Origin of the sequence: Streptomyces sp. ID05-39B (assembly GCF_033794725.1) — a bacterium.
Lineage (GTDB): Bacteria > Actinomycetota > Actinomycetes > Streptomycetales > Streptomycetaceae > Streptomyces > Streptomyces bobili.
On record NZ_JARGEF010000218.1, the window covers coordinates 1 to 13,826 of the forward strand.

Annotated in this window: 9 protein-coding genes; 5 read left to right on the plus strand and 4 right to left on the minus strand. The window is 72.2% G+C overall.

Annotated features, from left to right (window positions below; translation table 11 throughout):
- Positions 1-79: 79 nt before the first annotated feature.
- The 4 genes from P1P75_RS32465 to P1P75_RS32480 all read right to left on the minus strand — a co-directional run bounded on the left by P1P75_RS32465 (position 80) and on the right by P1P75_RS32480 (position 8,125).
- Entirely contained in the window at positions 80-808 is a 729-nt protein-coding gene (locus P1P75_RS32465; RefSeq protein ID WP_319262334.1) for a VWA domain-containing protein, read from the minus strand.
- Between the two features lie 155 nt (positions 809-963).
- Positions 964-2,424: a glutamate synthase subunit beta gene (locus P1P75_RS32470; RefSeq protein WP_319262336.1), complete on the minus strand. Its 1,461-nt coding sequence runs from the start codon at positions 2,422-2,424 to the stop codon at positions 964-966.
- The gene (gltB, locus tag P1P75_RS32475; protein ID WP_319262346.1) at positions 2,417-7,012 is read right to left on the minus strand and encodes a glutamate synthase large subunit; all 4,596 of its coding nucleotides are present in this window, start codon (positions 7,010-7,012) and stop codon (positions 2,417-2,419) included. Before gltB ends, P1P75_RS32470 begins: the two co-directional genes overlap by 8 nt.
- A gap of 381 nt (positions 7,013-7,393) precedes the next feature.
- Positions 7,394-8,125, minus strand: coding sequence for a VIT1/CCC1 transporter family protein (locus P1P75_RS32480; RefSeq protein WP_319262337.1), 732 nt, complete (start codon positions 8,123-8,125; stop codon positions 7,394-7,396).
- Between the two features lie 294 nt (positions 8,126-8,419).
- On the opposite strand from P1P75_RS32480, the gene P1P75_RS32485 reads away from it, so the two are divergent.
- The 5 genes from P1P75_RS32485 to P1P75_RS32505 all read left to right on the plus strand — a co-directional run.
- Positions 8,420-9,424, plus strand: coding sequence for an ADP-ribosylglycohydrolase family protein (locus P1P75_RS32485; protein ID WP_319262339.1), 1,005 nt, complete (start codon positions 8,420-8,422; stop codon positions 9,422-9,424).
- A gap of 68 nt (positions 9,425-9,492) precedes the next feature.
- The gene (locus P1P75_RS32490; protein ID WP_319262348.1) at positions 9,493-10,764 is read left to right on the plus strand and encodes an ADP-ribosylglycohydrolase family protein; all 1,272 of its coding nucleotides are present in this window, start codon (positions 9,493-9,495) and stop codon (positions 10,762-10,764) included.
- 8 nt (positions 10,765-10,772) lie between these two features.
- Positions 10,773-11,975 (plus strand): ADP-ribosylglycohydrolase family protein, encoded by a 1,203-nt coding sequence (locus P1P75_RS32495; RefSeq protein WP_319262341.1) that lies wholly within the window; start codon positions 10,773-10,775, stop codon positions 11,973-11,975.
- Positions 11,975-13,345, plus strand: a complete 1,371-nt coding sequence (locus tag P1P75_RS32500) for an ADP-ribosylglycohydrolase family protein (protein ID WP_319262343.1) — start codon at positions 11,975-11,977, stop codon at positions 13,343-13,345. Before P1P75_RS32495 ends, P1P75_RS32500 begins: the two co-directional genes overlap by 1 nt.
- Positions 13,342-13,826, plus strand: a 485-nt coding sequence (locus P1P75_RS32505) for a PfkB family carbohydrate kinase (protein ID WP_319262344.1), incomplete at its 3' end; no start/stop codon positions are given. The genes P1P75_RS32500 and P1P75_RS32505, both read left to right, overlap by 4 nt.

The following is a 13,826-nucleotide window of genomic DNA, read 5'->3' on the forward strand; positions in this document are numbered from 1 at the left end:
AGCCCAGCCCGTCCGGCCCAGCCGTCCGACCCAGCACCCGGCTAGGAGCCCGGCTCAACCGCCCGGCCCCACCCCCGGCTCAGCGGCCGGGGCCCACGATCCCTTGCGCCCGCGCCGCCACCAGCCATTTGGGGAACTCGCCCACCAGACGGTCGTACAGCTCCGCGTCCGAGAGTTCGCGGGGATCGGCGCCCGCGTGGAAGAAGCCTGCGTTGTCGACGGCCCGCTTCTGCGGCACGGGCAGTTCGTCCAGCTTGCGCAGGAAGTCGAACTGCTTGCTGTCCTTGTCGCCGAAGCCGATGAACTGCCAGAACAGCGGCAGCGTCGACGCCTTGCACAGATAGCGCTCGGCGGCGAGCTTGTTGATCGGCCCGCCGTCGGTCTGGAAGACGACGAGCGCGGGCTCGCGCGCACCGCTGTCGAGATGGTGGTCGATGACGGCGTCCATCGCCAGGTGGTAGCTGGTCCTGCCCATGTGCCCGAGACCGGCCACGATCCGGTCCACCCGCCCCTGGTGGTCGGCGAGCGCGATGTCGGTGACGGCGTCCACGTCGGTGGAGAAGAACACCACCGGCACCCGGCCGTCGTCGTCGAGATGCGCCGACAGACCCAGCACCCGGTCGGCGAGCGCCTGCACACTGCCGTCCTTGTAGTACGGCTTCATCGACCCCGAGTAGTCCACGACCAGGTAGACGGCGGCCCGCTGCCCGTCCAGGCCGTGCTTCGTGAGGGACACCCCGGCGCTCTTGTACAGGCTGACCAGCGCGGGTGCCGTCTCCTGGACCTTGCTGAGACTGATCGCGACCATGGGCCACACCCTCCCACACCGGGACATGCGGCGGCGCCTGCCCGGTCGTCCGGTCGGGGACAGTGGGGCAGACGCCGTCTCGGGGGGTGTCCGGGGGCTGGGCCCCCGGACCTCCCGCCCGTACGCCTTTGTACGGGACGCTCGGTGACCGGCCGTCAGACCATCAGGGAACGGTCGGTCGGCCGGATCGGGGCCGGCAGGTCGCTGGCCCCGGTCAGGAAGCGGTCGACGCCGCGGGCGGCCGAGCGGCCCTCCGCGATCGCCCACACGATGAGGGACTGGCCGCGGCCGGCGTCACCGGCGACGTAGACGCCCGGCACGTTGGTCCGGAAGTCGCGGTCGCGGGCGATGTTGCCGCGCTCGTCCAGCTCCAGGCCGAACTGGTCCACGAGACCGTTCTCGCGGTCCGTACCGGTGAAGCCCATCGCCAGCGTCACCAGCTGGGCGGGGATCTTGCGCTCCGTGCCCGGCTTCTGGGTCAGCTTGCCCTCGACGAACTCCACCTCGGTGAGGTGCAGCCACTGGACGTTGCCGTCCTCGTCGCCCTCGAAGTGGGTGGTGGAGACGGAGTAGACCCGCTCGCCGCCCTCCTCGTGCGCGGAGGTGACCTTGTAGAGCATCGGGAAGGTCGGCCAGGGCTGGCCCGGGTTCCGCTCCTCGCCCGGCCGGGGCATGATCTCCAGCTGCGTGACGGAGGCCGCGCCCTGACGGTGGGCGGTGCCCACGCAGTCGGCGCCGGTGTCGCCGCCGCCGATGACCACGACGTGCTTGCCCTCGGCGGTGATGGGGGGCGCCACGAAGTCGCCCTCCTGCACCTTGTTGGCCAGCGGCAGGTACTCCATGGCCTGGTGGACGCCCTTGAGTTCGCGGCCGGGGACCGGCAGGTCACGGGCGGTCGTGGCGCCGGCGGCGATGACGATCGCGTCGTACCGCTTCTTCAGGTCGGTGCCCTTGAGGTCGCGGCCGATCTCGATGCCCGTGCGGAAGCGGGTGCCCTCCGCGCGCATCTGCTCGATGCGGCGGTTGATGTGCCGCTTCTCCATCTTGAACTCGGGGATGCCGTACCGCAGGAGGCCTCCGACGCGGTCCGCGCGCTCGTAGACGGCGACGGTGTGGCCCGCCCGGGTCAGCTGCTGGGCGGCGGCGAGACCCGCCGGGCCCGAGCCGATGACCGCGACCGTCTTGCCGGACAGCCGCTCCGGGATCTGCGGGGCGACGTCACCGGTCGCCCACGCCTTGTCGATGATCGAGACCTCGACGTTCTTGATGGTGACGGCCGGCTGGTTGATGCCGAGCACACACGCCGACTCGCACGGAGCGGGGCACAGCCGGCCCGTGAACTCCGGGAAGTTGTTCGTGGCGTGCAGACGCTCGGACGCCGCCGACCAGTCCTCGCGGTAGGCGAAGTCGTTCCACTCGGGGATCAGGTTCCCCAGCGGGCAGCCGTTGTGGCAGAACGGGATGCCGCAGTCCATGCACCGGCTGGCCTGCTTGCCGATGATCGGCAGCAGCGAGCCCGGGACGTAGACCTCGTTCCAGTCCTTGAGCCGCTCCTCGACCGGGCGGGACCTGGCGACCTCGCGGCCGTGGTTGAGAAAGCCCTTGGGATCAGCCATTGGTCGCCGCCTCCATCATCTTCTCGGTGATCTCGGTCTCGGAGAGACCGGCTCGCTCGGCGGCGTCCTTGGCGGCGAGCACTGCCTTGTACGTGCTGGGGATGATCTTGCTGAAGCGCTCCACGGAGGCGTCCCAGTCAGCGACCAGCTTCTCGGCGACGGTCGAACCGGTCTCCTCGGCGTGGCGGCGCACCACGTCGTGCAGCCATGCCTTGTCGGTGTCGTCCAGCTCCTCGACCGCGCCGAGGTTGCCGGAGTTGACGTGGTCGCGGTTCAGGTCGATCACGTAGGCGACGCCACCGGACATGCCGGCCGCGAAGTTGCGGCCCGTCTCGCCGAGGACCACGGCGTGACCGCCGGTCATGTACTCGCAGCCGTGGTCGCCCACGCCCTCGGAGACGACCGTCGCGCCGGAGTTGCGGACGCAGAACCGCTCGCCCGTCCGACCGCGCAGGAACAGCTCGCCGCCGGTCGCGCCGTACGCGATGGTGTTGCCCGCGATCACCGAGTACTCGGCGAGGTGGTCGGCGCCCCGGTCCGGGCGGACGATCACCCGGCCGCCGGAGAGGCCCTTGCCGACGTAGTCGTTGGCGTCGCCCTCCAGGCGCAGCGTGACACCGCGCGGGAGGAAGGCGCCGAAGGACTGGCCGGCCGAGCCGGTGAAGGTGATGTCGATGGTGTCCTCGGGCAGGCCCGCGCCACCGAACTTCTTCGTCACCTCGTGGCCGAGCATGGTGCCGACCGTGCGGTTGATGTTGCGGATGGCGACCTGGGCGCGCACCGGCTGGGCGTCGGTCGCGGAGTCCGCCGCCAGCGCGTCGGCGGCGAGCCTGATCAGCTCGTTGTCGAGCGCCTTCTCCAGGCCGTGGTCCTGCTCGATGACCTGGTGGAGGGAGGCACCCTCGGGCAGCGCCGGCACGTGGAACAGCGGCTCCAGGTTCAGGCCCTGGGCCTTCCAGTGGTCGACGGCCCGCTCGACGTCGAGGACCTCGGCGTGACCGACGGCCTCCTCGATCGAGCGGAAGCCCAGCTCGGCGAGCAGCTCGCGGACCTCTTCGGCGATGAACGTGAAGAAGTTCACCACGTACTCGGCCTTGCCGTTGAACCGGTCGCGCAGCACCGGGTTCTGGGTGGCGATGCCGACCGGGCAGGTGTCCAGGTGGCAGACGCGCATCATGACGCAGCCGGAGACGACGAGCGGCGCGGTCGCGAAACCGAACTCCTCGGCGCCGAGCAGCGCGGCGATGACGACGTCGCGGCCGGTCTTGAGCTGGCCGTCGGTCTGCACGACGATGCGGTCGCGCAGGCCGTTGAGCAGCAGGGTCTGCTGGGTCTCGGCGAGGCCCAGCTCCCAGGGGCCGCCCGCGTGCTTCAGCGAGGTCAGCGGGGAGGCGCCGGTGCCGCCGTCGTGACCCGAGATGAGCACGACGTCCGCGTGCGCCTTGGACACACCGGCCGCGACCGTGCCGACGCCGACCTCGGAGACCAGCTTCACGTGGATGCGGGCCGCCGGGTTGGCGTTCTTGAGGTCGTGGATCAGCTGAGCCAGGTCCTCGATGGAGTAGATGTCGTGGTGCGGCGGCGGCGAGATCAGGCCGACGCCCGGCGTCGAGTGACGCGTCTTGGCGACCCACGGGTAGACCTTGTGGCCGGGCAGCTGGCCGCCCTCGCCGGGCTTGGCGCCCTGCGCCATCTTGATCTGGATGTCGTCCGCGTTGACCAGGTACTCGGAGGTCACGCCGAAGCGGCCGGAGGCGACCTGCTTGATCGACGAACGCCGCGCCGGGTCGTACAGCCGGTCCGCGTCCTCGCCGCCCTCACCGGTGTTGGACTTGCCGCCCAGCTGGTTCATGGCGATGGCGAGGGTCTCGTGCGCCTCCTTGGAGATGGAGCCGTACGACATGGCGCCGGTGGAGAAGCGCTTGACGATCTCGCTGACCGGCTCGACCTCGTCGACGGAGATCGGCTCCCGGCCGGAGCTGAAGCCGAACAGGCCGCGCAGCGTCATGAGGCGCTCGGACTGCTCGTTCACCCGGTCCGTGTACATCTTGAAGATGTCGTAGCGGCCCGCGCGCGTCGAGTGCTGGAGGCGGAAGACCGTCTCCGGGTCGAACAGGTGCGGCTCGCCCTCGCGGCGCCACTGGTACTCGCCGCCTATGTCCAGGGCGCGGTGGGCCGGCGCGATGCCGCTGGCCGGGTAGCCCTTGGCGTGGCGGGCGGCGACCTCCTTGGCGATGACGTCGATGCCGACGCCGCCGATCTTGGTGGCCGTGCCGTTGAAGTACTTCGCGACGAAGGCGTCGTCGAGACCGACGGCCTCGAACACCTGGGCACCGCGGTAGGAGGCGACGGTCGAGATGCCCATCTTGGACATGACCTTCAGGACGCCCTTGCCGAGGGCGTAGATCAGGTTGCGGATCGCCTGCTCGGGCTCCATGCCGTCCAGGAAGGTGCCCGCGCGCAGCAGGTCCTCGACGGACTCCATCGCCAGGTACGGGTTGACGGCGGCTGCGCCGAAACCGATCAGCAGGGCCACGTGGTGGACCTCGCGGACGTCACCGGCCTCGACCAGCAGGCCCACCTGGGTGCGCTGCTTGGTGCGGATGAGGTGGTGGTGGACGGCCGCGGTGAGCAGCAGCGACGGGATCGGCGCGTGCTCGGCGTCGGAGTGGCGGTCCGACAGGACGATGAGCCGGGCGCCGTTCTCGATGGCCTCGTCGGCCTCGTCGCAGATCTCCTCGATCCGCGCGGCCAGCGCGTCGCCGCCGCCGTGCACCCGGTACAGGCCGGAGAGGGTCGCGGCCTTGAAGCCCGGCATGTCGCCGTCGGCGTTGATGTGGATGAGCTTGGCCAGCTCGTCGTTGTCGATCACCGGGAAGGGCAGCACGACGGAGCGGCAGGACGCCGCGCTCGGGTCGAGCAGGTTGCCCTGCGGGCCGAGCGAGGAGCGCAGGGAGGTGACCAGCTCCTCGCGGATGGCGTCCAGCGGCGGGTTGGTGACCTGCGCGAACAGCTGGGTGAAGTAGTCGAAGAGCAGCCGCGGGCGGGCGGACAGCGCGGCGATCGGCGAGTCGGTGCCCATCGAACCGAGCGGCTCGCCGGCGGTCTTGGCCATCGGCGCGAGGATGATGCGCAGCTCTTCCTCGGTGTAGCCGAAGGTCTGCTGGCGGCGGGTGACCGAGGCGTGCGTGTGCACGATGTGCTCGCGCTCGGGCAGGTCGCTCAGCTCGATCTCGCCGGCTTCGAGCCACTCGGCGTACGGCTTCTCGACGGCGAGCTGGGCCTTGATCTCGTCGTCCTCGATGATGCGGTGCTCGGCGGTGTCGACGAGGAACATCCGGCCGGGCTGGAGGCGGCCCTTGCGGACGACCTTCGCCGGGTCGATGTCGAGGACGCCGACCTCGGAGCCGAGGACGACGAGGCCGTCGTCGGTGACCCAGTAGCGGCCGGGACGCAGACCGTTGCGGTCGAGGACGGCGCCGACCTGGACGCCGTCGGTGAAGGTGACGCAGGCCGGGCCGTCCCAGGGCTCCATCAGGTTGGAGTGGAACTGGTAGAAGGCGCGGCGGGCGGGGTCCATGGAGTCGTGGTTCTCCCACGCCTCCGGGATCATCATCAGCACGGAGTGCGGGAGCGAGCGTCCACCGAGGTGGAGCAGTTCGAGCACCTCGTCGAAGGACGCCGAGTCGGAGGCGTCCGGCGTACAGATGGGGAAGACGCGGTCGATGCGCTCCTGGTCCCCGAAGAGGTCGGAGACGAGCTGCGACTCGCGGGCCGCCATCCAGTTGCGGTTTCCCTTGACGGTGTTGATCTCACCGTTGTGCGCGACGAAGCGGTAGGGGTGGGCGAGCGGCCACGACGGGAAGGTGTTCGTCGAGAAACGCGAGTGGACGAGCGACACGGCCGAGGCGAACCGGCGGTCGGACAGGTCCGGGAAGAAGGGTTCGAGCTGGCCGGTGGTCAGCATGCCCTTGTAGACGATCGTGCGCGCGGACAGCGAGGGGAAGTAGACCCCGGCCTCGCGCTCGGCGCGCTTGCGCAGGACGAACGCGCCGCGGTCGAGGTCGATGCCCTTCGAGACGCCGTCGGTCACGAAGACCTGGCGGAAGGCGGGCATCGTCGAGCGGGCGGTGGCGCCGAGGAGTTCGGGGGCGACCGGGACGTCGCGCCAGCCGAGGACCGTGAGGCCTTCCTCGGCGGCGATCGTCTCGATATGCGAGACGGTGTCCTGGAGGCCGTCCTCGGGCAGGAAGGCGATGCCGACGGCGTAACCGCCGGCCTCGGGCAGCTCGAACCCGGCGACCTCGCGCAGGAACGCGTCGGGGACCTGGGTGAGGATGCCCGCGCCGTCGCCGGAGTCCGGCTCGGAGCCGGTGGCGCCACGGTGCTCGAGGTTGCGCAGAACGGTCAGCGCCTGCTCGACCAGCGTGTGGCTCGCCTCGCCGGTGAGGTTGGCCACGAAGCCGACGCCACAGGCGTCGTGCTCGTTGCGGGGGTCGTACATACCCTGCGCAGCAGGGCGAGCATCCATGAAAGACCAGTTCTGGCCATTCGCGGAATGCTGGGACGGCTGGCGCGGCGTACGCATCGGCTCTCCCGTCGTCGTCTCAAGTGGCATATCTGCGAGCGAAGGGACGACGTTGGCCCTCTGCGTAAGTGCAAAATTTCGTGCAGGTTACATGATGGAGCGGTTCTCGGGAACCGGATACTCCGTTCCAACATGCGGACGCCGTGGGGTGCCGGCGGGGTGCCTCAGAAGCGGCTGAAAGTATGTGGGGACCGAACCGGACACCATCGGTCAGATCGGTGCCTGTCGGTCCGCGGGGCGGAGGGGACGTCGTAGCCCACCCCGCGAGTGCGCCGCGAGCCTCATTGCCCACAGCGCTTACGGCTCATGCCCGTTGGTTAAGCGTTCGAAACCAGCGAGTAACGGCTATTTATGCGGCCCATCGCATAAGTAGCAGCCAATCTATCCTACGGCCGTTCCGAAGAAACTGCCCAGGGCGTACGTCACACCGGCCGCCGCCCCTCCGAGGACGAGCTGCCGCAGCCCGCTGTACCACCAGCTTCGCGCGGTCACCCTGGCCACCACCGCACCGCACAGGAACAGGCCGAGCAGCGCCAGCAGGACGGCCGGCCACAGCACGGTCGCGCCGAGCAGATACGGCAGCACCGGCAGCAGGGCGCCCAGCGCGAAGGCACCGAAGCTGGACCCGGCGGCGACCAGCGGCGAGGGCAGGTCGCCGGGGTCGATGCCCAGTTCCTCACGGGCGTGTATCTCCAGGGCCTGCTCGGGGTCGCGCGACAACTGGGAGGCGACCTGCCGGGCGAGAGCGGGCTCGACGCCACGGGACTCGTAGAGCGCGGCCAGCTCGGCCTCCTCGTCCTTCGGGTGCTTTCTCAGCTCACGCCGCTCGACGTCGAGTTCCGCCTCGACGAGTTCGCGCTGCGAGGCGACGGAGGTGTACTCACCGGCGGCCATCGAGAAGGCGCCGGCCGCGAGGCCCGCGAGGCCGGTCAGCACGATGGTCTGCCGCTCGACCGCCCCGCCGGCGACACCGGTCATCAGGGCGAGGTTGGAGACCAGGCCGTCCATCGCGCCGAAGACGGCCGGACGCAGCCAGCCGCCGCTCACGTCCCGGTGGGTGTGGTTGCCGCGGTGCGCCTCGTGCAGCGCCGCCTCGGTCTCGATGAGAGCCATACCGATCTCCATGAAAAACGTCTGCGTGCCGTCCGGACGTCGACCCGGACCGCCCTCTTTGGACTCATTCCATTTTTCGACGACACCCAGACTATGCCTGGCCAGCCTTGCCCGCCAGCAAGGAAAGGCTGCGCTAACCTGCGGTTTTACCCTCGTTCGCTCATTCGATCGGCAGCCCGCACAGATGTCGACCGGGTGACATGAGAGCTCCGGAGGCTCAGGTCAACCGCCGACGGTGGGACACATCCGCAAAGGGCTCCGCACCCGCGCGCGGCCCCCGACGAGAGGCCCCGTATGGCATCGATCGTCTGCGTGCCCCCGGCCCCGGCGCCGGGTGACGCCACCGCCCCGCGCGAACGGGCCCGCGGCGCCCTGCTCGGCCTGGCCGTCGGAGACGCCCTCGGGGCACCGGCCGAGAACCTCAAGCCCTCCGAGATCCGCGCCCGCTGGGGCCGGATCACGGGTTATGTCACCGACCGGCCGGCCGGCACCGACGACACCGAGTACGCGATCTTCTCCGGCCTGCTGCTGGCCCGGCACGGCTCCGCGCTGACCCCCGCCGACGTGGAGGCGGCCTGGCACACCTGGATCGCCGACCGCGACGAGGGCCCCTTCCGCGGCGCCGGCTTCAGCGAACGCGGCACCCTGGAGAACCTCCGCCGGGGCCTGGCCGCACCCATCTCCGCCCAGCACCGGCACGCCTGGAGCGACGGCCTCGCGATGCGCGCCGCCCCCTTCGGCGTCTTCGCCGCGGGCCGCCCGGCCGAGGCGGCCCGCCTGGTCGCGATCGACGGCTCGGTCAGCCACGACGGCGAGGGCATCTACGGCGGCCAGGCGGTCGCCGCGGGCGTCGCCGCCGCGATGGCCGGAGCGCCGACGGTCGCCGTGGTCGCCGCCGCGCTGGCCGTGATCCCCGACGACTCCTGGACCGCCCGCTCCCTGCGCCGCGCGGTCGCGGTCGCCCACCGCGGCGAACGCGCGGTCCGCTCCGCCGTCGTCATCGGCGGCTACCCGTGGACCGACCTGGCCCCCGAGGCGGTCGCCCTCGCCTTCGGCGCGTACGCATCGGCCGACGGCGACTTCGCCCGGTCCGTCCTCACCGCCGTCAACATGGGCCGCGACGCCGACACCACGGCCGCGGTGGCGGGCGCCCTGGCCGGCGCGACCCAGGGCATCTCGGCGATCCCCCCGGACTGGGCGGCGGCCATCGGCCCGGCCCGCGGCAGCTGCCTCCCGTCGATCTCCGGCCACCACATCCTGGACGTGGCCGACCTCCTCGTACCGGAAGCGGCGTCATGAGGCCGCCGGGGCCGTGGGACGAGGGAGCGGCGGGCGGCCCGGCGACTCTGCCGCCGGTCCCGGACGACATGAGCGGCACGCTCAGCGCGAAGCCGATCGGTGCCACGCCCGCCGACGGCGAGCACGCCCCACAGGGGCCACCCGATACCCGCACGGGCGGCGCGGGCGGGAATCACTCCCCGGCCGAAGGCGAAGCCGAGGCGGGAACGACCCTCCGCCGCCGGCAGGCGCACCGCACCGAGGGCCTCCTGCTGGGCCTGGCCGCGGGCGACGCCGCCGGCTGGCCCGCCGCCCGCCACCGCGCCGCCCGCATGCCGGAGTGGACCCGCCGCCTCACCCGCGAGCTGGACACCTTCGCCGAACAGAACGCGACGACCACCCTCCCCGTCCCCATCGCCCTCAACCAACCTCCCGAACCCCTGCGCCTGGGCCCGTCCGACGACGCCGAATGGGCGGCCTTCGCCGCGGAGGCGGTCCTGCGGGCGGGCGACGACACCGTCCTCGGCGACCTCAGCCGCCGGCGCCGTATGCGCGCCGCCATCGACCTCACCTGGAACGCCCTCGCCGCCGAGGTCGCCGCGTCGGCGGACCGCGCCCCCGAGGTGGAGTCGGCCGTACTCCCCCTGCGCGCCCGGATCTCCGTCCGGGCCGGCCTCGGCAACCTGGCCACCGGCCTGCGCCCGCCCGCCACCGGTCACGACAACCCGCACTACTTCGACGACGCCGCCTGCGTCCGCGCCTGCGTGCTCGCGGTGGCCCACCCCGGCGACCCCCGACTCGCCGCCGAACTGGCCGAGTTCGACGCCCGCTACACGCAGGACGGCGACGGCGTGCACGGCGCCCGAGCCATGGCCGCGGCCCTCTCGGTGGCGCTGGCCGGCGCGGACACCGGGACCTGCGTGACCGCCGCGCTCGCCGAACTCCCCGAGGGCACCGAGATCGGCCGCAACGCCCGGCACGCGCTCACCCTGGCCCGGACCGCGGAGAGCGCGTTCGCCCTGGTCCCCCTGCTGGAGCATCAGATCGTCGACCACGTCTACAGCTACGGCATCGCCGCCGCCGAGACCGTCCCGGTCGCCCTCGCGCTGGCCACCGCGTCGGGCGGCCGGATCGCGCAGGCCGTACCGGCGGCGGCCTGTCTGTCGCGGGTCGCGGACTCCGCCCCCGCGCTCGCGGGCGCACTGACCGGTGCGCTGGGCGGCGCCGCGTCGATCCCGGCGAGCTGGCGGGACGCCTGCCGCACACTCTCCGGCTGCGCCCTGCCCCGCCTCACCGGCACCGACCTGGTGGAACTCGCCGAACTCCTGGAAGCCGCACAACCGGCCGCAGCAGGAGGATGATTCGGATCATGACACCCAAAACGGAAGAAAGCGGCGAAGGAGTCGGGGAAACCCGGGAGAGGGGAACCCCGGCGGGCCCGGCCCTGGAGGAACGCGTCACCGGCGCCCTCGTCGGCGCGGCCGTCGGCGACGCCCTCGGCGGGCCGGTCGAGGGCTACTCCCCCGACCAGATCCTCCAGCGCCACGGCGGGCGCGTACACGGCGTCGTCGGCCCCTGGAACGGCGACGACTGGCGCACCGCCCGCCCCATCGCGCCATACCACAAGGGCGACGGCCACGTCACCGACGACACCTTGATGACCCACGCGCTGATCAGGGTCTACGCCACGGTCCGCGACCACCTGGACGCGTACGCACTCGCCGACCACCTGGTCCCGGACCTGATGACGAACCCTCGCTGGATCCCGGAGCTGGAGGCCGAGGCGCTCCCCCTCCAGCGCCTCTTCCTGGCGGAGAAATGGCTGGTCACGCGGATCCACTACGGCCATGTCGACCCGCGCGAGGCAGGCGTCGGGAACATCGTCAACTGCGGTGCCGCGATGTACATGGCCCCGGTCGGCCTGGTCAACGCGGCCGACCCGGCGGCGGCCTACGCCGAGGCGATCGATCTCGCGGGCGCCCACCAGTCCTCGTACGGCCGTGAGGCGGCGGGCGTCTTCGCGGCGGCGGTGGCCGCGGCCTGCGCACCCGGCGCGACACCCGACTCGGTGGTGGCGGCGTGCCTGTCGCTGGCCAAGGACGGCACCCGCGCGGCGATCGAGCAGGTCTGCGAAGTGGCCGCCCGCCACCGGGACTTCGAGTCGGCGCTGGCCCCGATCCGGGAGGCGGTGGCCCCCTACGACACCGTCGGCCCCGACTACCGGCAGCCCTCCCTTGCCGCCCGCCGCCCCTCCCGGCTGCACGCCATCGAGGAACTCCCCGTCGCCCTGGGCATGGTGGTGACGGCCGGCGGCGACTACCGCCACTCGGTGCTGGGCGCGGTGAACTACGGCCGTGACTGCGACTCGATCGCGACGATGGCCGGCGCGGTGACCGGCGCCCTCGGCTCCCCCGTGCCGGACGAGTGGTCCAAGAGGGTCGCGGAGGCCAGCCGCCTGGACCTGTGGTCACCGGCGACGGCCCTCACCGAGGTCGCCCGGGAGATCTTCGAGAAGGACGTCCACCGCCGCAGGGCGCACGAGCGGGCGTTCGCCGGCCTCGGGGGCCGGTGATGCTCCGCCTGACCTGGGTGCAGCCCGAAGACCTCGTCGGCCACGAACTCCGGCAGGCGGCCCAGGACGGCCGTGAACCCTCGGCGGTCGCCGCCCGTTGGCGGGCGGCGGGCGGCCACGAGGCCCCGGAACGGGCCGGCGCATCGCCCCGGCGCGCGTCGCCCTATCTCCGCCTCCTGGCCGAGGACCTGCTCGACGAACTGGCGGACCTGCCGAGCGCCTTGGCGGAGGACGAGCCGACGGACCTGTCGAAGATCAGGGCCGCCTGCCCGGCGTGGCCCGCCGAGCCCGCCGGCGGCCGGGGCGCCGCGCTCACCCCGGCCGCCCTGGAAGCCGCCTGGCTCGGCCGGGCAGCCGGCTGCCTCCTCGGCAAACCGGTGGAGAAACTCCCCCTCGACGCCATCCGCGCCCTGGCCGCCGCCACCGGCAACTGGCCGCTCACCACCTACTTCACCGCGCGTGGCGTCCCCCCGGCCCTCCTGGAGGCCCACCCCTGGAACCGCCGCTCGGCCGGAAACTCCCTCGCCGAGAACATCGACGGCATGCCCGAGGACGACGACCTCGACTACCCCCTGCTCAACCTGCTCCTGCTCCGGCGGCACGGCAGAACCTTCACCACCGCCGACGTGGCACGACTCTGGCTCGACGAACTCCCGGCAGGCCGCACCTTCACCGCCGAACGACTCGCCTACCGCAACCTCCTCCACGGCATCGAACCCCCGCACACCGCCCGCCACCGCAACCCCTTCCGCGAGTGGATCGGCGCCCTCATCCGCGCCGACGTCCACGGCTGGACCAACCCCGGGGACCCGGCCGCCGCGGCGGGGCAGGCACACCGGGACGCCACCCTGACCCACACCGCGAACGGCGTCTACGCGGCGATGTTCACGGCGGCCACCATCGCCGCCGCCGCGACCGGCGACCACGACATCCACGCCTGTCTGCGCACGGGCCTCACCGTCGTCCCGCCCCGCTCCCGCCTCTTCCGAGCCGTCACCCACGCGATCGGACTCGCCCGCGAACACGCCGGCTTCGACACGGTCGTGGACCGCCTCCACGCCACGCACGGCGCGACCCACCACTGGGTCCACGCCGTCCCCAACACGGCCCTGATCGCCGCCGCCCTCACCCACGCCGACGGCGACTTCTCCGGCTCCGTCTGCCGTGCCGTGTCCGGGGGTTGGGACACCGACTCCAACGGCGCCACCGCGGGCAGCGTCGCCGCGCTCCTGGCCGGCACCCCGGCCGCCCTCCCCGACCACTGGACGACCCCGCTCAAGAACCGCCTCGCCAGCTCCGTCGCCGACTTCGACGGCACCGGCTTCGACACCCTCGCCCACCTCACCCACCGGGAGGCTGCACGCCCATGACCGACATCGTCGTGCTCGGCAGCACGAACATGGACCTCGTCGCCTACGTCGAGAAGGCCCCGCAGCGCGGGGAGACCGTCACGGGACGGGAGTTCCGTACGATCCCCGGCGGCAAGGGCGCCAACCAGGCCGTCGCCGCCGCCCACGCGGGCGGCACCGTCTCGATGATCGGCGCGGTCGGCAACGACTCCTTCGGCACCCGCCTGCGCTCCACCCTCGAACACTGCGGGGTGAACACCGACCACCTGCGCACGGTCGAGTCCCCCTCCGGCACCGCGCACATCGTGGTGGACGACGAGGGCGGCAACGCGATCGTCGTCGTCCCCGGCGCGAACGGCACCGTGGACCACCTCGTGCCCGGCGACGCGGTCCTCATCGCCTCCGCCGACGCCCTGCTGCTCCAGCTGGAGATCCCGCTCGCCGCGGTCGTCGCGGGCGCCCGCGCGGCCCGCGCGCACGGCGTCCGGACGATCCTCACCCC